The organism is Qipengyuania sp. NPDC077410 (genome assembly GCF_044543405.1).
Lineage (GTDB): Bacteria > Pseudomonadota > Alphaproteobacteria > Sphingomonadales > Sphingomonadaceae > Qipengyuania > Qipengyuania pacifica.
On record NZ_JBITWB010000001.1, the window covers coordinates 339069 to 359063 of the forward strand.

Consider the following 19995-nt stretch of genomic DNA (forward strand, 5'->3'; position numbering starts at 1 on the left):
GCTTAGACCTGCAGATGCGCGGGGAAGCGCAAGTGCCGCCGGGCGACATCCACGAATTGCGGGTCGCGCCGCGCCGCCCACATCGCGGCCATATGGCCCAGCGCGAGGAAGGCTATCCCTGCGATCCACAATTGCAGACCGAGCCCGATAGCTCCTGCAAGTGTCGCATTGGCAATCGCGAGCCCGCGCGGCGCACCGCCCAGCAGGATATGCTCGGTCAGTGCCCGGTGGACGGGAACGGCGAAGCCTGGCGGCAATCCAGTTGAACCGGCGCCCATCAGACGAGCGCTCCGCCGCCGAACGAAAAGAAGGAGAGGAAAAACGAGGAAGCTGCAAAGGCAATCGACAGGCCGAAGACAATCTGCACCAAGCGCCGGAAGCCGCCCGATGTATCGCCGAAAGCGAGAGCGAGACCGGTCGCAATGATGATGATCACCGCAACGATCTTGGCGACCGGCCCCTGGATCGATTCCAGGATCGCCTGCAGCGGTGCTTCCCATGGCATCGACGAGCCGGCGGCATGGGCCGGCGCGGCAAGCGTAAGTGCGACAACACCGGCAAGAGCGATAGCGGAAAGGCGCGATCGCGCCCGCGACAGAATAATCATCATGAAGGGTCTCCTTGGGTATTGGGAAGAGGGACGAGGACGTATTCGCCCGAAGCATCGAGAGCGCGGACCTCGGCCAGTTCGGCGAGCCGCCGTCCGGCGCCATCGCGCACCAGCACAGCGATGACGTCGATGGTCTCGGCGATGAGCGCGCGCGGTACGGTCACCACGCTTTCCTGAATGAGCTGTTCGAGCCGCCGCAGCGTACCGAGCGCAGAGCCTGCGTGGATTGTGCCGATCCCGCCTGGATGACCCGTTCCCCAGGCCTTGAGCAGATCGAGCGCTTCAGCGCCGCGCACTTCACCAATGGGAATGCGATCGGGGCGCAGACGCAGCGCCGAGCGGACCAGATCGGACAGAGTTGCAACGCCATCCTTGGTCCGCAGCGAGACGAGATTGGGCGCGGCACATTGCAGTTCGCGCGTGTCCTCGATCAAGACAACCCGGTCGGGACTCGATGAGACCTCGGCGAGCAAAGCATTGGTAAGCGTCGTCTTGCCGGTCGACGTGCCGCCCGCGACCAGGATGTTCTTTCGCTCCGCAACCGCAGCGCCAAGCGCCTCGGCCTGCCATGCATCCATGATTCCCGCCGAGACATAGTCGGCGAGCGTGAAGACGGCGACAGCAGGCTTGCGGATGGCAAAGCTCGGCGCGGCGACCACCGGTGGCAGAAGACCTTCAAAGCGTTCGCCGCCATCGGGAAGCTCTGCCGAGACGCGCGGAGCTCCAGTATGCACCTCGGCGCCGACATGATGGGCAACGAGCCGGATGATCCGCTCTCCGTCGGCGGCGCTCATCAGGCAGTCGGTCGCGGCAAGGCCTTCGCCCAGCCGGTCGACCCACAGACGGCCATCGGGATTGAGCATCACTTCGATCACCGCAGGCTCTTCAAGCCAGCGTGCGATCTCGCAGCCAAGCGCCGTGCGCAGCATGCGCGCGCCGCGCGACAATGCCTCGGACCGGATCGGAATAACGCTCATGAATTGCCTCGAATTGCGGCAACCGACCACCGGCTGCACTCGCGAGGCAGATCAAAAGGACATCAAAATGCTGTCAGGCAACAGGAATTTGCGCGAAGCGTAGAGTAGAGTGAAATTGGCCGGAAAGGGCGGTGCGACATCCAGCAGGTACGGTTCTCGTGTCGATGCCGCCCTCGCTTGCTGGGTTGTGAATTTCTCGTGTTTGCCCCCAATGGCGCCTGCTCATGGTATCTTAGGCGTTCCCGATTTTCGAAAACCCTTCACCGTGACTTGTCACAAAACCTCTGATAGGGGCATGTCGAGTGTAAGGATTTGTGACATGAAGGCGGCGACCCAACCCACACAACGTGAGATCATGCGCGGGCTCTTTGCGCAGCAACCGATCCTGCGCGCGCGCGAGCTGCGCGAAGCGGGTGTCGATGGAAAAACCATAGCCCGGGCGGTCGACGATGGAGAGATCAACCGCATCTCGCGCGGGCTCTACCAGACCGCCGACGCAGACATCGATGCCGACCAATCGCTCGCTGAAATTGCAAAACGCATCCCCAATGGCGTGATCGCCATGGTCTCAGCGCTCGCCTTTCATGAACTGACCGATCAGATGCCGCGCAAAGTGTGGGTTGCTATCGGCAGCAGCGACTGGTCTCCCGCCCCCTCCTATCCCCCTACACGCACTGTTCGATTTAGCGATTCCTATCACCAGCAAGGGATCGAGCATCACAAGGTCTCCGGCGTATCCGTTCCGATATATTCTGTGCCGAAGACGCTTGCCGATATGTTTCGAAACCCAAAGCTCGTCGATCGATCAGTCGCAATTGAGGGACTGAAGGCCGCGCTTGAACAGCGCAAGGCCACACCGGCTGAAATCTCTCAGGCCGCGATTGAAGGCGGAGCCTGGAGCACGATGAAGCCTTATCTCGAGGCGCTGACCTCGAATGGCTGAGAAGCCCATCAATCTGGCAAAATCGGTCAAAGACCGGCTGCTCAACATCGCACGTGCGAACGGCCGGGTGTTTGACGTTGTCCTCGTTCGCTTTGCGCTCGAACGCCTGCTTTATCGCCTGTCGCAGTCCGCCCATCGCGAACGCTTCGTCCTCAAGGGCGGAATGCTGGTTACCGTCTGGCTGGAAAGCGAAAGCCGCGAAACGCGCGATGCCGACTTCCTGGGTCATGGCGATGAAGGCCCCGAGCAACTCGTTGCGGACTTTCGGGAGATCATGAGCATCGCGGTTGATGACGGCATAGAATTCGATCTCGACGCTCTGAAAGCCAATCCCATCAGAGAAGAGATGGAATATGGCGGGACGAGGCTCAAGACCTTCGCCTATCTCGAGCGAACGAGGATCCCGGTGACCATCGACATCGGATTTGGTGACGCCCTTGCCGACCCATCCCATGAACTCGCCTACCCGACATTGCTCGATCTTCCACCGCCCGACATTCGCGCCTATCCGCCTGCCACAGTGATAGCCGAGAAATTTCAGGCGATGGTTCAGCTGGGCATCGCGAACGGACGTATGAAGGATTATTACGACCTCTGGGCGATGCCCCAGGCCCTCGACATCTCGGACGACGAGCTCGACGCTGCCATAGCGGCGACATTCGCACGCAGAGGGACCGCAATCCCAACCGATCGCCCACCCGGCCTGTCGGAAGAGATGACGCAGGATGGAACCAAGCAAAGCCAATGGGCCGCATACGCCGAGTCAATCGACCTGGAAAAAGTCAGCCTCGAGGAAGTGATCGAAACCATCTGGTCGATGGTCGGACCCGCTTGCAAGCGGATCTCGCAATCGAAGTAGCTTGTATGGTTTTTCAGCTACGGGCTGTTTCCTGTCTGTTGGGTTATAATGCCAGAAGGACCGCAACTGGAGAAAACGAAGCCTATTGATCGCGATGTTGCGAAAAGGAAAAAGTAATTGGCGAGCCTATCTAGCCTTGCTCGATACCATCGCACCGCAATAAGACCGATCTTGGTTGCGTTGACACTCAAGATTTGGTGATATCGCCGCGTTTACGAAAGAGGTTTTGCTTTGCGCCGTTCCGATCCCGTCTATCTCGATTTCATGGCTTCGACGCCCGTCGATGCGTCCGTGATCGATGTCATGGCCGAAGCTATGCGCGAGACCTGGGGCAATCCTCACTCGGATCACGCGCATGGCTTTCAGGCCTCGAAAATTGTTGACCAATCCAAGGAAGCAATTGCCGCGCTGCTCGGTGCCGACCCGGACGAGATCCTTTTCACCAGCGGAGCGACGGAGGCGAACAATCTCGCCGTCAAGGGGGTCATGACCTCCGCCGCACGACGCGGAAACCATCTGGTAGTGACATCGATCGAGCACAAATGTGTCTTGGAAGCAGCGTATTCGCTCAGCCAGAGCGGTGTCGAGGTGACCGAAGTCCAGCCAGACACCGATGGCCTCGTGAGCGCGGAAGCGGTCGCGCAGGCTCTAAGACCCGATACAGCTCTCGTTTCGGTCATGCATGCGAACAATGAAACCGGCGTGCTCCAGCCCGTGCGCGAAATCGCCGAAATTTGCCACCAATATGGCATTCTCTTTCACACAGACGCTGCGCAGACCGTCGGCAAGATCGATGTTGATTTCGACGATATCGATGCCGATCTGCTGAGTTTCTCGGGTCACAAGTTCTACGGTCCGAAAGGTATCGGCGGCCTAATCGTCTCGCGCGCGGCACCGTTTCAGCTCGTACCGCAGCTTGACGGCGGCGGCCAGCAACCTCTCGGCCGCAGCGGCACGGTACCGGCCCCGCTTTGCGCCGGGCTTGCTGCGGCGACCCGCCTATATGAGCGTCACGGACAGTCCGCCGGCGCACATATTCAATCATTACAAAGACTTTTCGAAGATCGGATGGCACGTGACAGCGGGCCATTCATCATCAATTCGCATGCCGAACGGATCCCCGGCTGCACGAGTCTGCGCGCCGACGGAGTTAATGCCGAAGACATTCTCCTTCATGCTCGCTCCGAGATTTCGGCATCGACAGGTTCGGCCTGCAACTCAGGCAGCATCGAGCCTTCCTACGTTCTCATGGCTCAAGGCCTTACTTTCGAGGAGGCCTCGGCTTCCATGCGCATCGGGATTGGCCGCACTACCACCGAAGCTGACATCGACCGGGCCGTCCTCGCCTTGTTTGCCGCGCACGAGACAGCCTACCGCGCTGCTGCATGAGGCGCTAAATTTCGAACAAGAGGCGCGATAGGGTTGCCAACTGGGGGAAATCACCAGTAGGAACAAATCATGCTCAGAGGACCTCTTGGACAACCCGGCGTCAAGACGCGCTTCGCGGGACATGAAACTTTCCCGCTCCGTCGGCTGTGGTTACGTAAGGCTTATGACGCCGTGTGCGAGGACGCAGGCGATCCGACGCCCAATACATTCGACAAGGACGAGGGGATCATCCGGTTCGGGGTCGGCAAGAATATGGTCGCTGCTATCAAGCATTGGGCCCTTTCATGCAGGATCGTCGAAGAAAACCCTGAGCGAGGCGCCGGTGCGTTTGCGACTACGCACCTCGGCGATCTCATCTTCGACAGAAATGCTGGGCTCGATCCATTCATGGAGAGCCTCGCTACGACATGGCTATTCCATTGGCAGATCGCCAGCAATTTCGAACGCGCCACGACTTGGTATTATGCCTTCAATCATTTGAATGCACACGGGTTTGACCGTGATGGCATCGCCGAACCGATCAGAGTACTGTGTGCGCAGCTCGACCGGTCTCGAGCGTCCTCGACGACGATCAAGCGCGATGTCGAATGCTTCGTCAGGTCGTATGTCGCCAAGGTCGGCGCAGGGGCTGTCGACGATCAGGTAGAGACCGTGCTCGGCGAGCTTGGCCTCATGCGCGAAGTGTCATCGCGCTCCTTCGCTTTTCGGCACGGCCCCAAGCCCGGCCTGCCCGACGGCATCTTCCTGTTCGCTCTTGCCGATTTCTGGAAAAGGCGTGCGCCCGAGCAGGCGACGCTCGCCATCGATACGCTTGTGTACGAGCCGGGTTCGCCGGGCCGGATCTTCAAGCTTGATGAAGACGCGCTGATCGACCGGCTTGTCGACATCGAAAGGACCGCCAAGGGCACATTTCTGTGGACCGATAGCGCAGGCGTGCGATCGATTGCCAGACGGAACGAGCACTTGCCCGATCCGGCCTCATTTCTCGCCAGCGCATACCCGCGCATCAAGGCGTTAGCGGCATGAGCCAGGCCTATCTCGCAGACCATGTTTCGGTCGCCGCGCGCTACCAGAGATCTGTCAGGATTGATGCCGATTTCGGCCAGGCCGACCCTCTTTCCGGCTATGTTCTGCAAGGATCAGCGCGTGATGCTTTGGCCACGACGCTGCGTCTGGCGGCGAATGGCCAGGGCGCGTTTACCTGGACAGGTCCTTATGGCGGGGGCAAGTCGAGCCTCGCGCTCGCTCTTGCCTCCTACTCGCTTGGACGCGGACCTGCCTACAAGGAAGCCAAAAAACTTCTTGGCAATGTGCCCGAGGTAACAGACGTCTTTGGGAGCGCCCCCAAGGACTGGCTTTGCGTGCCGCTGAGCGGGCGCCGGGGTGATCCGGTCTTCGATCTACGCGAAGCGCTCGCAGTCGCGATCAGTAGCGACCCGGGCCGCGCTCGGACCAAGAGGTCGAAGACGGAAGCTGCCGACGGGCGCGATATCGTCGAGCGCTTGCAGCGCGAGGTCGAGGCCCGTCCCAAGGGCGGCGTACTCGTTATTATCGACGAGCTTGGCAAATACCTGGATGGCGCTGCCGATCACGCCATTGATATTCACTTCTTCCAGGACCTCGCAGAGGCCGCTAATCGTAGCGACGGACAGTTGATCGTGGTCGGCGTGCTGCACCAGGCTTTCGAGCGATATGCGGATCGTCTCGGCCAGGGCGTCCAGGATGAATGGCGCAAGATCCAGGGCCGCTTTGCGGATGTGCCGATTATCACGGCGGTCGACGAGGTTATCGAACTTGTGGGCCGTGCCGTCGCGACAGAGTGCGCGCACGCCCAGTCGCACGAAGTAGCTGCCGTCGTCGCCAGAGAGATTGCAGGACGTCGTCCGGGCGTTCCGCAGGACCTTGCAGAAAGGCTCGACGATTGTTGGCCGATACATCCTGTCGCAGCAGCGCTCCTGGGCCCAATTACCCGCCGGCGATTCAGCCAGAACGAGCGCAGCCTGTTCGGGTTTTTGGCCTCGGCCGAGCCGAATGGCCTCACCGAATTCCTCCAGCGCACGACGATCGCCTCGGGGGAAACGTTCGGACCAGCCGAGCTGTGGGATTATCTCCAGGTCAATCTCGAGCCGGCGATCATGGCGTCGCCCGACGGCCATCGCTGGGCACAGGCCGCGGAGGCGATCGCGAGGGCTGGCCGTGACGGTAATGGTCTGCGGTTGCAGATCGCGAAGACCGTCGCGGTTATCGATCTTTTCAGCAATGGATCTGGATTGGCAGCCTCCTTTGAAACGATTGCGGCAAGTTTCGACCAGCCTCATGCCGAGACCGAAAAGCAGCTCACCGAGCTCGTCAAAATTTCGGCACTGGTTTATCGCCGCCATCTCGGGGCCTACGCGATATATGCCGGAAGTGATTTCGACATCGAAGGGGAAATCGAGGCTCGTATTGCCGAGCGTGGACGGCTCGAGATAGCGGCGGTGAACGACCTCGCTTCGCTACAGCCGATCTTGGCAAAGCGACATTACGCCGAATACGGCACGCCCCGCTGGTTCGATGCCCAGATAGCCGAGCTGCCGCAGCAAGGACTTAGCCCGAAAGACGGTCGGATCAGCGCCGGAGCGGCCGGCAAGTTTCTGCTGCTTCTGCCTGGGGTCGAGGTCGAATTGGAAAAGGCACAGACGAGTGTCATTGAGGCCTCACAGGCGGAGCATCGGCACGGCCTGCCCGTGATTGTCGGTCTTGCTTCGAACAGCAAGGATATACGCAAAACCGCTATCGAGCTCGAGGCGGCACGTGACGTACGCAATGAGAGTCCGGAACTTGCAGGCGATGCGGCTGCCCGACGCGAAATTGATGCTCGAATAGCCTATCTGTCCGCACGACTGGAAGGTTTACTGAGAGAAGGATTCGAGCGCGCGGACTGGTTCGACAACGGTGAACCGCTCGATATCAAATCACTCTCCTACGGACTGTCGCAGGCGGCGAGCGACATTGCCCGGCGGACTTTTGGGCAGGCACCGATTGTGCATTCCGAGCTAATCAATAGGCGGCGGCCGTCTAGCAACACGAATGCGGCCCTGCGAGCGCTGCTCCACGCTATGGCGGTCGCCCGCGGCGAGCAGCATTTCGGGATCAAGGGATATCCCGCGGAAAAGGGTCTAGCGGTCACCGTTCTGGAACGATCAGGTCTGTATGCACGGCAAGGCGACCGATGGGACTTCGTTCCGCCCAGCGACGACAGTACGTTTGCCCCTCTTTGGTCGCTGACCGACAGGCTGCTTGAAGCAGGCAAGCAGGTTTGCGTTGCCGACATCTACCAAAGGTGGAGTGAGCCGCCTTACGGCGTCCAACAGGGCGTGATGCCGCTTCTGCTCGTAACCTTTCTTTTCTCGCGCCGCACCAGCACGGCTGTCTATGCGAAGGAGGCCTTCCAGCCAGCCATTTCCGATCTGGTCATGGACCTGCTCTTGCAGGACCCCGAGCAGATCGCGCTGCGATCTGTTCCGAGCGATGCCGCGAACTCGGCCGTGCTGAAACAATATGCAGCCGTTGCGGCCGAGTTCGTCGATGATCCGCCGTCGCAGGAGCCGCTCGAAATAGCGCAGGCCCTCGTACAATTTGCCTACACGCTTCCTAACTGGTCGCGTAAAGCGCAGGCCACGCTCTCTAGGCAGGCGATCGACGTACGCCGCTTGCTGCTTGATGCAGACGATCCCTACCAGCTGCTGTTTGTCGATATTCCCCAAGTCCTGGATGTTTCGGGCAATGACATCGCGCCAGCGCTGCGCACGGTATTGGGGGAACTCGATCGCGCTTACCCGGCCATGATTGATGACCTTAAAGGCCGAATGTTGGAGCGCTTGAAGCACGGCGATGCAGCAAATCTCGGTGAGTTGGTGGAACGGGCCACGCGAATTGCAGGACATGGCGGAGACGACCTCAAGCTCCGGGGCTTCATTACGAGGCTTGCCGAGTTCGATGGGTCGCTCGAGGGCATGGCAGACATATGCGGGCTCGTGATGGGCAAGCCCGTCACGACCTGGCACGATCTTGAACCGAGCCGCGCAGCCATGCAGCTTTCGGAATATGCCTACCGGTTCCGCCGCGTGGAGCTGTTTGGCAACAACGGTCAGCAACCCACCCAGACCGCAGTAATGGTGATGGCGGGGGTCGGGTCGACCGAGAGAAGCGTTGTGCGCCGAGCACAAATCGCGACCGAAGCGCAGAAGCGGCTCGAGCCTCTCCTCGACGAGATCGGCAAGACGCTGGACACCGCACAGCTTGAACCCGACATGGTGCTCGCCGTGATCGCGGAACTCGCCCAGCGCCACATCCAGGATGATGGGGAGCGCGACGTTACGGCCACCCTCAGTAAGGAGAAGGAGGCATGACGGAGCAGGCGATGCATGTGTTGGGACTTTCCGGCGGGCGGGACAGCGCTGCGCTTGCCGTTTGGATGCGCGATCACCGGCCCGAACTCGACGTGCAGTATTTCTTCACCGACACCGGCAAGGAACTTCCTGAAGTCTACGATTATCTGGGACGTCTCGAAGGGTTCCTCGGCAAAACCATCGAGATGCTCAACCCGGGGCGGGATTTCGATTTCTGGCTGACCGAGTACGGTCATTTTCTGCCCTCCCCGCGCACCCGCTGGTGCACCCGGCAGCTCAAGATCCAGCCATTCCAGAAGTGGCTCAAGCCCCATCTCGATGCAGGGGTCGAGGTGCATTCCTACGTTGCCATCCGGGCGGACGAACCGAGCCGGTCAGGTATGATCGCCACGCACCCCAACATGCACGTCCACTTCCCTCTCAGAGAAGCCGGGCTCGACAAAGCATCGGTCATCGGATTGCTGGAGAACTCCGGTTTGGGTCTTCCGGACTACTACCGCTGGCGCTCGCGCAGCGGCTGCACGTTCTGTTTCTACCAGCAGAAGATCGAATGGGTCCGCTTGATGCGTGAGCACCCAGATGCTTTTGAAGAAGCCAAGCGCTACGAGAAGTCGGCGATCGAGCACGGATCGCCGTTCACATGGACAGCCAATGAAAGCTTGGACGAACTTTCCCGGCCCGAAAGAGTGTCGGAGATCGAGCGTCAACATGAACAACGCAGGGCGCAAGCTCGTGCGCGACGTATGCCGAACCTCTTACGAGCGCGCCTTGCCGATGCGGGTATCGACGAGGCCCTGGAGGAAGACGAAAGCGGCTGCCTCGTTTGTCACAAATAGCCGCTTTCTTTGCGTTCTAAATTCTCGGTGCCGCGCCTCTTGGGGTAATACGTTATTTACAATGGCTCGAAAATGCGCTCACGAAAATGATTCAGTAACTAGTTGAGGTAGAATGTTCACAGTAACTGCCAGGACCGTCCTCGAACTTGGTGCTGAACTGATCTCATCTGACGTTATCGCCTTTTACGAGCTGATCAAAAACGGCTTCGACGCTGGGTCCAAAAATGGCGTGGCGATTCGCTTCGAGACTTTACTCACTCAAAAGGCGGCGCAGGCTGCCTTGCGAATAAAAGTTGATAGTGTCGCAGTATTAAAAGAGAATGTTGAAGAAGCTCTAGAACATAATGCTCCTAAAGCCCTCGTCGAGGCTTTCACCGGCGAACTTGCGAAGGCAAAAACGCTTTCAGCGGCGCAAGCAATCGTGTCACGGGCACCTTCCAAGTACAATCGCGTCATTGTGGAGGACACCGGGAGCGGAATGTCAGCAGGCGATCTCCAAGATGCCTTTCTCGTAATTGGCACTTCATCGCGCAGAACGGACGTAGAAGCTGCTATCAAGACGGGGGCGGACGATGCTCCCTACCTTGGTGAAAAAGGAATTGGCCGTCTCTCTGCCATGCGGTTGGGCGATACACTAGCGGTCATCAGTGCGACCAAAGATGATACGCACTACAATCTTCTGCAGATCGATTGGAACGATTTTGCGAAGCCTGAGGCTATGCTCAGCGAAATCGACATTGAACCTGAGCAGGGGGACGAAAAGGACGACGAGATTTATCACGGGACTAAGCTCGTGATCGGCAAACTGCAGGCGTCCTGGTCATTCGAAAAGGTCTATGAGCTTTGCCAATATGATTTTGCGCGGCTTATTGATCCGCGGATGCCGCAGAAAAAGCGACCAAAGGTCACCGTGTTCTTCAACGGTGAGCGGGTAAGTATTCCAAGGATGCCAAAATCTATTCTCGACGCTGCGCACGCCCGTATTGAGGGTCGCCTCGAATACCAAGATGGCGAACCGATATTGACCTGTACTGCGGAAATACGCGATCTGGGCTTTGAGCACCCTGTCTACACCGAGACTTATGTCTTGGGCTTGAAAGAAATGGAAAGTACGTTCGGTGAAGAGCTCGGTGAGACCTTCGATGAAGCGTTGCACGGTCTTGGGCCGTTTAAGTTCGATATGAACTGGTACAATCGGCGCCGACTCAGCCGCGCGGATAGCACCGGAACCACGATGTCGTTGCGCGATCAGCAAAACCGTTGGTCCGGCATCATGCTCTTCCGCAATGGATTTCGCGTTTTCCCATACGGCGAGGATCGGGACGACTGGCTCGATCTCGATCGAAAAGCCCTGCGACGTAGCGGCTACTTGCTCAACAAAACCCAGTTCATCGGTCGTGTTTCTATATCACGGACTCGCAACTCAAAGCTCATAGACCAAACCAACAGAGAAGGGCTCCGTGAGAATAACGAGCAGCAAATATTTCTAGAAATGCTCCGTTGGGTTATCCAAGACGCGCTTGGTGATGCAATCGCTACGACTGAGCGCGAATACAAGATCGATAAAACCGAGATAGTGGGCGCTGCCGACCGCCTGAAGGAACTCGAAAGCCGTGTTAAGAATGCAGTAAGCGGTTTGAAGCGGGTCGTACCAATTGACGAGATGGATAGCGTCGACGAGGTCCAGCATACGCTTCGAGAGCTTCTCGCCTTTGCAGCATTGCTCCGCTCCCGCATTGATGAAGCGGAAAAGGAAGGGCGGCGCCTTCTTGATATGGCAGGCGTGGGACTGATGGTGGAAGTGGTTGCGCACGAGCTCGCCCGGTCATCGGAAAATGCTCTGAGCGTTCTCAAGGGGCTAGACGACGAAGGTATGCCCGACGATGTTCAAGCGCAGCTTTCCACGCTGCAATCGGCGTTAAAATCGCTTGGCAAACGCATTCGAATTCTCGATCCAATGAGCGTGTCCGGCCGCCAAACTCGTGAAACATTCGATCTGAAGGCGCTTGTTTCAGAAATCGAGGAAGCCCACTTCACACAATTCTCACGCCATAAAATCACGGTCGTTCACAACGGCGACAAAGGGGCAGTGCGTGTTCATGCCGTTCGCGGAATGATTATCCAAGTCCTTGAAAATCTGATTTCAAATTCCGTACATTGGCTCGATGTGCGCGCCAAACGCGATGCCAGCCTTGAACCAGAAATACGGATTTCGGTCGTCTCCCATCCACCGGCCATCGTATTTGAGGATAACGGACAGGGTATTAGTCTGGAGAACGCGGAAAAGGTCTTCCACCCGTTTTTCTCATTAAAGGACAAGCGCAGAAGGCGCGGGCTCGGTCTCTTCATCGCCCGCGAAATTGCGAAATATCATAAGGGTGATCTAACTTTGTCCGACCACATTGACGAAGGCACCGGCCGATTGCATCGCTTTATATTGGAACTACCCGAAGAGGCAGCTCGATGATGAACCTTCAAGAAGTGCTTAATGCAAGGGGCATAAAGAAGGTTCTAGTGGTCGATGACTGTATTGATGAAATTCCACTAGCTAATGACCTCGTCGGAGTCGAAGACGCGTGGGCGAATTTTCACGATGACTGGAACGAAGACATCGAGGCCGTCATAAGCAGCGCGTATTTTGGAGATCTCGAAGAACCCTTTCAGCTCCGCCAAGACGACACTTACATTGCCGCTCTCTGGATGAAGCAAGATGAACTGGGCGAAAACATTCGCCCGCTATTCGAGGACTACAATTCAAAACAACGGCACGACTTGAAGTCTGTCAACGCACTTGAAGGCTACCTCGCAGATTTAGGACTAACGAGCGAGCGACGCGGACGCGATTTTGTTGATGCTGCTCTAGAAGCCGATTTGATCGTCATAGATTTGTTTCTCGGCGCTGCTCAAGATGACGACGCGTCCAAATTGTCAAAAGATAGATTAAGAGAAACCGTTGAGCAAAGGCAGGCAGATATGCCTCCGGTCCTGCTATTTTCCAACAGTAGCCGTCTGACTGAAAATCGGGGCGTCTATCGAGACGAAGCCCAACTGCTCGAATCTGGATTTCGTATTCTCAGAAAGGACGAGCTCGAAACCCCTGCTCCTCTCCTTCGGCAGTTGGAGAGACTAGCTGAAAGACAAGACGAAACAAAGCTCCTCGCGCGCTTCTTTTACGCTCTCAATCGAAGCATGGAGCAGGCAGCACAAGATACGCTCACAAAGATGCGCGGACTTGGACTGTCCGATCTGGCGCAAATTCGCCAACTACTGTTAGAGTTTGAAGGGCGTCCGATGGGTGGTTATTTGGTCGACGTGTTTGACCGCGTCTTGCAGCATGAAATTGAATCGCAAAGCGAAATCATTGACGCAGCGATTGAGCTTAATAGGTTCGATAGAGCAAACTCGGGGCCCCCATATATCGCCAGCCCAATGCGGTTCCAGGAAGTCGTCAAACGAATGACTGCGCAGGCTCCGGAACGACTACCGCTTGGAGGTAGCGGGGATTTCCCTTTGACTTTTGGCGATGTTCTGTTTCGGGCCGCAAACGAAATGCAGGACGCGTTGGCGGACGCTGCGTTGGAAGAAGCCGAAAGCGGTGTTTCTGGAGGCACGTTAACGCTCGATGCAGAGTCGTCGTATCCAACCGTTGCACAGGTTGAGACTGGCGATCTGCTTCTAGTAGTTACCGCGGCCTGCGATCTAGCTCGCGGCGATGCAGAATCCATTTTACTACTTAAAGGTAAGGCAAAACCGATATCCGAGGATAATTGGCTCTATAAAGGCGTCAGAAGCCCTGCGCTCGATATTGGTGGTAATCTTTATCGAGTAGATTGGAATCTACTCCAATACGAAACGATGCCGCTTGCCGCGGCGACAACTCTCTATCGCGAGGAATCGCTTATTCGGATTGCCCGATTGCGCGAACAGCATGCACTAGAGATTCAGCAGAAGCTATTGTCGTCATTGGGACGGGTTGGCCTCCCGGCGCATCTTCCAGCCGTCCTCCCGCTTGATGTCCGGGCATTCTACTACTCGGACAAGTTAGAGCTCACGCCTCTCGATACGCCGGACATACAGAGTGAGAGTATGTGCTTTGTCGGACGAGATGCCAAATCGAACCAAGTCGCGAGGGTCGTCTTGTCCGAGACGGGGTGCGACCAGCTCATTGGCCAGCTTGACAACGTCGATCAAAACTTAGTTGCGCCCAACGCAAAAAATTCAATCGAAGTTCTTAAATCAACCAACAGTTTATATGAAATACTCGAGCACGGGATTGAATTAAAAGGACTGAAGCCAGGACACAAGGAGCCCTGTAAGGTGAACACCAAGCATGGAGAATTACCTCTGGTCACGGTAGTCTGGAATGGCGAGCCATTGCCAGCAAACGTTACTAAGAACGATGCGCTCGCCAAGGGGCTTGTCTTGACAGTTGGATCACGAGAAAGTGGCTTTTGAACCTTGTGTGGCATTATCATTTGCTGTGCGCCGATTTTTTAGAGCGTCATAGCGCAACGATAGAAGCTCCGCCTTAATTCTAGAGAAGTACGCTGGACCAACCTCTAAGCGCCGGTAATTACCACCGCAGGGTCGGGATCGCGCGCTCCCATCGGTCCATGGCAGAAGTCTACAAGATCTCGCTTCGCAATGTGGCGAGCCGCTCAGAACATATCTCGTGCACCACTCTACCAAGTTCCTCGACCTGCTCACCAAGCCATTCGAGCTCTTCCTTCGTTATGCGGTAGTGCTTTGAATAGCGGGCCTTGACGTAGGCCTCTTTGAGCTTCTCGAACCGCGCTCGATCCCGGCGGGTGTCGCGGGGCCAGACATACGTCAGTCGCGGATCGATCCGCTCGGCCTGGGTGCGGAGAAAGCCAAGGTTGTGTACGTGGGGTGTGTAGAAAGTGCAGACCAGCAGGACCGTATGATACAGCCTCTCACACGACTGGTGGAGGATGAAGGCTGCTTCTTTTGTACGCCCCTCTTCCCAAAGGCCACGCGCGGTCTTGAGATAGACGAGTGCACTTGGATACCACTCATCGAAATACTCTTGCGCCATCGCGAGTGCTTGCTCAGACGTCTTTGGCTTAGGCTTATGCAGTTCGGTGTCGTCCGCCTGGTAGAGCGCCACCCCGTCCTTCGCGACGTCCATGAAGAAATACCGCCCGTGCGCGAGCCCGTCGTTCACTTCCTGCAGAGTGTGGACGATAAAATTGACTGGCGTGTTGAGCGTTTTGGTGACGCCGTATTCGCGCATCAGCCGGTCATCGAGCTTGGACCAGTACTTGATGCGATCGACCAGGCGCTTGTCGTTGACGATGACGAGCAGATCGTAATCGGATTGGTAGCCCTTGGCAGTATGGGGTTCATCGACCCATGTTCCGCGCGCGTAGCTGCCGTAGAGAATGACCTTCAGAATGCGCCCGGCCTTCTTCCAGTCATGCTTGGCCAGCGCGAAGGCGTCATCGAATTCTTCGAAGATCAGCTGCACCACGCGCTCAAGCTCGCGCTGTTTTTGCGGTGGCAGATGATTGAGTTCGGTGCGCATGACACAACCTCTAGCAAGCAGTTGGAATAGTTGCACCTATAGACTGGCGCAGCGGCATTTCGCCCTGCTCCAGAGCGCACCTCTGCTCTCACCCAACCGAAACATTTGACTAAGGTCTGCGCGTCTTCGCGCGCGAAGTTGCCGTGAATACATCGAAGCGCGCTTCCAATGGACTATTGCCCATTTCCCTCTTCATCATGTGCTGGCTCCAGACGAATGAGCTCATCGGACAGGTGCTTTCCCGTTTCCATTCTGCGTGCCAGCGCCTCGACGAGATGACTGAAGCGTTTCTCGGCGTCGGCGCGTGCTGCCGCAGAGGCACCGGCGCCGAGTGCAGGCGTGACTTCAAGCCAGCGCCTCAGGTACAGAGCAAACGCCTCGTTGCCGACCTCGACGTGATAGTCGAGCTTGTCGATCTGCCGCGAAATCCGGTCGAGGCGCCGACTGAATGCCGCCTCGAGTCTCTCAGACCCGTCGGGCGACAGGAACGAAGCGATCGCCGCTTCCACCAACGAAGCCTGCGATACCCGCTTGCGCCCAGCAAAGTCGGCGAGTTGCCGCGAGAGAGCGGGCGGCAGGCGGAAAGTGTGCTTGATGCGGTTGCCCTTGCTCACAATTCGATCCCGTCATCGGGATCGAGCGCCGCCCGCTGTGCATTCGCGCGCATCTGGTCGGCGATCCGGCGGTTTCTACCCGCCTCTTCGTCATCGCGCCGGTCGTCGAAGTCGAATTCATTGCGCGGTGGCGGTGGCGCGGGCGCTATATCCTCATGCTGGGGTAGTTCGGGCTCGCGCCGGACACCGCCATCGGCAACCGTGTCGCGATCTTCCGGCTCAGCGGCATCCGACGCGACAAGCGGTTGCTTGGGTGCGCGCGCAATCACCCCTTCCCATTCTCCGGCGCCGGGCTGACTGGGCGATTGTTTGGCCACCGGCGGCGGCTTGACCCGTTTCGCCAATCTGGGATCGGCATAATAGCGCGCCTTCTTCGCCCGGATCGGATGCGCGCCTGCAAGCATCACAATCTCGTCGGTATCGGGCAACTGCATGATCTCGCCCTGGGTAAGCAAGGCCCGGGCGGTTTCGCTGCGCGAGACCATCAGATGACCAAGCCATGGCGAGAGCCTGTGCCCGGCGTAATTCTTCATCGCGCGCAGTTCGGTAGCGGTGCCAAGCGATTCAGAAATGCGCTTCGCCGTGCGCTCGTCATTGGTCGCAAAACAGACCCGGACATGACAATTGTCGAGGATCGCATTGTTCTGACCGTAAGCCTTCTCGATCTGGTTGAGCGATTGCGCGATCAGGAATGCCTTGATGCCGTAGCCTGCCATGAAGGCAAGCGCGCTTTCGAAGAAGTCGAGACGGCCGAGCGCCGGAAACTCGTCAAGCATCAGCAGCAATCGGTTGCGGTCCGATCCTTCGTTCAGGTCTTCGGTCAGGCGGCGGCCCAGCTGGTTGAGAATGAGCCGGATGAGCGGCTTGGTGCGGCTGATGTCGGACGGCGGCACGACGAGATAGAGTGTGACGGGGCGCGCCGGATCGACGAGATCGGCGATCCGCCAGTCGCATTGCCGCGTGACTTTCGCGATCACCGGATCGCGGTAGAGGCCGAGGAAGGACATGGCGGTTGAGAGCACGCCTGATCGCTCGTTTTCCGACTTGTTGAGCAGTTCGCGCGCGGCGCTCGCCACGACCGGATGGACGCCTTCCTCTCCCAGATGCTGCGTAGCCATCATTGCAGTGAGCGTCGTCTCGATCGAGCGTTTCGGGTCGGACAGGAACGACGCCACTCCGGCCAGGGTCTTGTCGGGCTCGGCATAGAGGACATGGAGGATCGCTCCGACCAGCAAGGCATGGCTGGTCTTTTCCCAATGGTTGCGCCGTTCGAGTGAGCCTTCGGGATCGACCAGCACGTCGGCGATGTTCTGCACGTCGCGCACTTCGTTAATTCCCCGCCGCACTTCCATCAGCGGATTGTATGGCGCCGAGGCTTCATTGGTCGGATCGAACAGCAGCACGCGGCTGAAACGCGAACGAAAGCCTGCGGTGAGGTCCCAGTTTTCGCCTTTGATGTCGTGAACGATGGCCGAATGCGGCCAGGTCAGCAGCGTCGGGACAACGAGCCCCACGCCCTTGCCGCTGCGGGTTGGGGCGAAACACAGCACATGCTCGGGTCCGTCATGCCGTAAATAGAGATTGGCATGGCGACCAATCACTGCGCCTTTGCCGCTGAGTAGCCCTTCGCGGGCGATCTCGGAGCGGGTTGCCCAGCGCGCGGAGCCATAGGTTGCGCTGGTCCGGGCCTCCCGGGCACGCCAGACCGACATGGCGATTGCCACAACCACCGCAATCAGACCGCCCGATGCGGCGATCATCCCGCCGGTTTCGAATATTCGCGGAGCATAGGCCTCGTAGCTGAACCACCACCATAAGATCGAATATGGCGGATAGACCGGGTGACCAAACGCGGTGAACCATGCTGGACCGAGCTCTTGCTGGTAGCCGAGCGTTGCAGCAGTCCATTGGGTGGCCGCCCATATTCCAGCGAGCGTAAGCGCAAATACAGCCAGGATCTGGCCCCACAGGATCTTGGTTGCCGACACAGTCGCCTCCTTTCGTTCAATAACTGGAGGCAGTTGTAACGCCGGTATCAAGTTCGAATGCGTGTGATCGGGGTCCAGCGTAGCAAAAGAAGCAGGAGGAGGGGTCGTTGCAACACGGATCAATCCAGCGCGGCTAGCACGGAACCCACTTGCTGGACCCTGTGCCGGATAAGAGAACAAGGCTATGATTTGCCAATAAAACCCGACATGTTAAATCTTTCCAGTATCATGGTATCCGAGAGACCATCGACCACTCCTGCGATTGTCGTGCAGCTCTTGCTGGGCATGGCACTCTTTGGCAGTGCAACGCCGCTCAGCAAGTTAATCGGGCAGCAGTTTTCGGTCTTCACGGCATCATGCATGCGAATGATGATCGCTTGCCTGGTCCTTGCCCCATTCACGTGGCTGCTGACGAAAAGGTTTGGCAACGCGCAGCGGTCGGACTGGTGGGTGATTGTCGCGATCTCATTATTCGGGATGGTCGGTTTCACCGCAGCCATGCTTTTCGGCATGCGTCTCACCACAGGCGTGATCGGCTCCACGATCATGAGCGCAACACCGGCAGTGACTGCCGCCGCGGCCGTAGTTTTCTTCGGTGCCGCAATGAACTGGCGGACGTCGGGAGCACTGGCCCTTGCGGTCGCGGGGATAGTAGCAATCAATCTGCTGCGAACCGAAGGAGGCGGCGCTACGGAAGCTCCGATCCTTGGGGCAGCGCTTGTCGCAATGGCCGTGTGTTTTGAAGCTGCCTACACCTTGCTTTCTCGGAAACTGTCCGACGGAATAAGCTCCCTGGAAGCTACGCTGGCAGCCTCGTTGATTGCTGCGTTGGTTTTTGTTGTTCTGGCTATTGTTTTCGACCCCCAACCGTTCGATTTTTCCGACGTAGGTCAGACGGGGTGGTTTGCGGTAGCATTCTGGGGCGCGGCTACAGCGGGGCTTGCTCCTGTTTTATGGTATAATGGTGCCCGCAAAGCGCCGGGAGCACACACGGCAGGTGCTATGGCGGTCATGCCCCTTAGCGCACTTATGCTATCTTATTTGTTGCTCGGCGAGCCCTTTCGCTGGTCTCACCTCTTGGGCTTTGGGTTGGTTTTCTCAGGGCTTGTTCTGATGATAGTCGAGCATTCGAAGTCGGCAGATTAGGCTCCGGACCGATAAAGGGATTCTCAGAGCCGCCTTAATGTGATCGCGCGGCGCGCCCCCAGCAAGTTGCGCGCAAACTTGACGCGCTTTCCTGCCGTGCTGCCAGACCATTCTCGACGAGAAAACCGCCGCGCCGTTCGAGCGCCTTGCTCATATTAAATGGCGATCAGCCTACTGCTTCAGTGTCTAACCTTTGTTATCATAGAGGATTTTTGCGACGACCGGAGAAACTATCATCGCGGTGCGAGCGTTACTCCGCTGTGATCAAGTCTCTCTTGGTCAATTTCAGTCGGAAAGGAGTTATCACGATGTCGCATGAAAACGTAAGGAGCAGCGATCTGATTGGCAGCGACCGCGTCGAAGGAACGGCAGTCTATGGATCCGATGGCGACAAGATTGGTACTGTCGAAAGTGTCCTGATCGAAAAACGCAGTGGTCAGGCCCGTGACGTCGAGATTTCGGTGGGCAGCTTCCTTGGTATGGGCGGCGAGTTGCACAGCCTTCCTTGGGAGAAGTTCGACTACAATACCGATCTGGGTGGCTATCAGCTTGACGTGACCGAGGATCAGTTGAAGGGCGCGCCAACCTATAAGGAAAGCGAGCGCGACACCGCTTATGACCGCGATTACCAGACGCGGTCGTACGACTATTGGGCGGTCACACCTTACTGGTGACGAAAGCCACGCACTTCGCGCGT

The 19995-nt window shown here is 57.8% G+C and carries 16 protein-coding genes; 10 read left to right on the top strand and 6 right to left on the bottom strand.

What is annotated here, in order from left to right:
* Positions 1 to 2 precede the first annotated feature (2 nt).
* The 3 genes from ACIGGE_RS01655 to trbB are packed head-to-tail and all read right to left on the bottom strand — an operon-like array spanning position 3 to position 1587.
* Positions 3 to 278 (bottom strand): VirB3 family type IV secretion system protein, encoded by a 276-nt coding sequence (locus ACIGGE_RS01655; protein WP_050599507.1) that lies wholly within the window; start codon positions 276 to 278, stop codon positions 3 to 5.
* Entirely contained in the window at positions 278 to 610 is a 333-nt protein-coding gene (locus ACIGGE_RS01660; RefSeq protein ID WP_050599508.1) for a TrbC/VirB2 family protein, read from the bottom strand. The genes ACIGGE_RS01655 and ACIGGE_RS01660 overlap by 1 nt, the downstream gene beginning before the upstream one ends.
* Positions 607 to 1587, bottom strand: coding sequence for a P-type conjugative transfer ATPase TrbB (trbB, locus tag ACIGGE_RS01665; protein WP_397489229.1), 981 nt, complete (start codon positions 1585 to 1587; stop codon positions 607 to 609). Before trbB ends, ACIGGE_RS01660 begins: the two co-directional genes overlap by 4 nt.
* Positions 1588 to 1906: 319 nt before the next feature.
* Here trbB and ACIGGE_RS01670 point away from each other — a divergent pair, with 319 nt between their 5' ends.
* The 8 genes from ACIGGE_RS01670 to ACIGGE_RS01705 all read left to right on the top strand — a co-directional run bounded on the left by ACIGGE_RS01670 (position 1907) and on the right by ACIGGE_RS01705 (position 14460).
* Positions 1907 to 2530 carry a type IV toxin-antitoxin system AbiEi family antitoxin domain-containing protein gene (locus ACIGGE_RS01670; protein ID WP_397489230.1) on the top strand — a complete coding sequence of 208 codons (624 nt, stop codon included), beginning with the start codon at positions 1907 to 1909 and terminating at the stop codon, positions 2528 to 2530.
* Entirely contained in the window at positions 2523 to 3389 is an 867-nt protein-coding gene (locus ACIGGE_RS01675) for a nucleotidyl transferase AbiEii/AbiGii toxin family protein (protein ID WP_397489231.1), read from the top strand. Before ACIGGE_RS01670 ends, ACIGGE_RS01675 begins: the two co-directional genes overlap by 8 nt.
* Before the next feature lie 231 nt (positions 3390 to 3620).
* Positions 3621 to 4778: a cysteine desulfurase family protein gene (locus tag ACIGGE_RS01680; protein ID WP_397489232.1), complete on the top strand. Its 1158-nt coding sequence runs from the start codon at positions 3621 to 3623 to the stop codon at positions 4776 to 4778.
* 69 nt (positions 4779 to 4847) lie between these two features.
* Complete coding sequence (locus tag ACIGGE_RS01685; RefSeq protein ID WP_397489233.1) at positions 4848 to 5804, top strand: DUF4007 family protein; 957 nt, start codon at positions 4848 to 4850, stop codon at positions 5802 to 5804.
* The gene (locus ACIGGE_RS01690; protein WP_397489234.1) at positions 5801 to 9169 is read left to right on the top strand and encodes a hypothetical protein; all 3369 of its coding nucleotides are present in this window, start codon (positions 5801 to 5803) and stop codon (positions 9167 to 9169) included. Before ACIGGE_RS01685 ends, ACIGGE_RS01690 begins: the two co-directional genes overlap by 4 nt.
* The gene (locus ACIGGE_RS01695; protein WP_397489235.1) at positions 9166 to 10005 is read left to right on the top strand and encodes a phosphoadenosine phosphosulfate reductase family protein; all 840 of its coding nucleotides are present in this window, start codon (positions 9166 to 9168) and stop codon (positions 10003 to 10005) included. The genes ACIGGE_RS01690 and ACIGGE_RS01695 overlap by 4 nt, the downstream gene beginning before the upstream one ends.
* A 112-nt stretch (positions 10006 to 10117) precedes the next feature.
* Entirely contained in the window at positions 10118 to 12472 is a 2355-nt protein-coding gene (locus tag ACIGGE_RS01700; RefSeq protein ID WP_397489236.1) for an ATP-binding protein, read from the top strand.
* Positions 12469 to 14460, top strand: a complete 1992-nt coding sequence (locus ACIGGE_RS01705) for a hypothetical protein (protein WP_397489237.1) — start codon at positions 12469 to 12471, stop codon at positions 14458 to 14460. The genes ACIGGE_RS01700 and ACIGGE_RS01705 overlap by 4 nt, the downstream gene beginning before the upstream one ends.
* 169 nt (positions 14461 to 14629) lie before the next feature.
* Here the strand turns inward: ACIGGE_RS01705 and ACIGGE_RS01710 are convergent, their stop codons facing one another.
* The 3 genes from ACIGGE_RS01710 to ACIGGE_RS01720 all read right to left on the bottom strand — a co-directional run bounded on the left by ACIGGE_RS01710 (position 14630) and on the right by ACIGGE_RS01720 (position 18152).
* On the bottom strand, positions 14630 to 15550 hold the full coding sequence (locus ACIGGE_RS01710; RefSeq protein ID WP_397489238.1) for a HEPN domain-containing protein: 921 nt from the start codon (positions 15548 to 15550) through the stop codon (positions 14630 to 14632).
* 173 nt (positions 15551 to 15723) lie between these two features.
* Complete coding sequence (locus tag ACIGGE_RS01715; RefSeq protein WP_397489239.1) at positions 15724 to 16164, bottom strand: CopG family transcriptional regulator; 441 nt, start codon at positions 16162 to 16164, stop codon at positions 15724 to 15726.
* The gene (locus tag ACIGGE_RS01720; RefSeq protein WP_397489240.1) at positions 16161 to 18152 is read right to left on the bottom strand and encodes a conjugal transfer protein TraG; all 1992 of its coding nucleotides are present in this window, start codon (positions 18150 to 18152) and stop codon (positions 16161 to 16163) included. Before ACIGGE_RS01720 ends, ACIGGE_RS01715 begins: the two co-directional genes overlap by 4 nt.
* Positions 18153 to 18359: 207 nt before the next feature.
* On the opposite strand from ACIGGE_RS01720, the gene ACIGGE_RS01725 reads away from it, so the two are divergent.
* Together ACIGGE_RS01725 and ACIGGE_RS01730 are read left to right on the top strand one after the other, a co-directional pair.
* The gene (locus tag ACIGGE_RS01725) at positions 18360 to 19298 is read left to right on the top strand and encodes a DMT family transporter (protein ID WP_397489241.1); all 939 of its coding nucleotides are present in this window, start codon (positions 18360 to 18362) and stop codon (positions 19296 to 19298) included.
* 308 nt (positions 19299 to 19606) lie between these two features.
* Positions 19607 to 19972: a PRC-barrel domain-containing protein gene (locus tag ACIGGE_RS01730; RefSeq protein WP_397489242.1), complete on the top strand. Its 366-nt coding sequence runs from the start codon at positions 19607 to 19609 to the stop codon at positions 19970 to 19972.
* The last annotated feature ends 23 nt before the right edge of the window (positions 19973 to 19995 follow it).

Bases quoted from the DNA above. Each gene is read 5' to 3' on its own strand.
- ACIGGE_RS01700 (WP_397489236.1), top strand. From the start codon at position 10,118: ATGTTCACAGTAACTGCCAGGACCGTCCTCGAACTTGGTGCTGAACTG.
- trbB (WP_397489229.1), bottom strand. From the start codon at position 1,587: ATGAGCGTTATTCCGATCCGGTCCGAGGCATTGTCGCGCGGCGCGCGC.
- ACIGGE_RS01690 (WP_397489234.1), top strand. From the start codon at position 5,801: ATGAGCCAGGCCTATCTCGCAGACCATGTTTCGGTCGCCGCGCGCTAC.
- ACIGGE_RS01660 (WP_050599508.1), bottom strand. From the start codon at position 610: ATGATGATTATTCTGTCGCGGGCGCGATCGCGCCTTTCCGCTATCGCT.
- ACIGGE_RS01705 (WP_397489237.1), top strand. From the start codon at position 12,469: ATGATGAACCTTCAAGAAGTGCTTAATGCAAGGGGCATAAAGAAGGTT.
- ACIGGE_RS01675 (WP_397489231.1), top strand. From the start codon at position 2,523: ATGGCTGAGAAGCCCATCAATCTGGCAAAATCGGTCAAAGACCGGCTG.
- ACIGGE_RS01655 (WP_050599507.1), bottom strand. From the start codon at position 278: ATGGGCGCCGGTTCAACTGGATTGCCGCCAGGCTTCGCCGTTCCCGTC.
- ACIGGE_RS01730 (WP_397489242.1), top strand. From the start codon at position 19,607: ATGTCGCATGAAAACGTAAGGAGCAGCGATCTGATTGGCAGCGACCGC.
- ACIGGE_RS01695 (WP_397489235.1), top strand. From the start codon at position 9,166: ATGACGGAGCAGGCGATGCATGTGTTGGGACTTTCCGGCGGGCGGGAC.
- ACIGGE_RS01725 (WP_397489241.1), top strand. From the start codon at position 18,360: ATGTTAAATCTTTCCAGTATCATGGTATCCGAGAGACCATCGACCACT.
- ACIGGE_RS01710 (WP_397489238.1), bottom strand. From the start codon at position 15,550: ATGCGCACCGAACTCAATCATCTGCCACCGCAAAAACAGCGCGAGCTT.
- ACIGGE_RS01685 (WP_397489233.1), top strand. From the start codon at position 4,848: ATGCTCAGAGGACCTCTTGGACAACCCGGCGTCAAGACGCGCTTCGCG.
- ACIGGE_RS01670 (WP_397489230.1), top strand. From the start codon at position 1,907: ATGAAGGCGGCGACCCAACCCACACAACGTGAGATCATGCGCGGGCTC.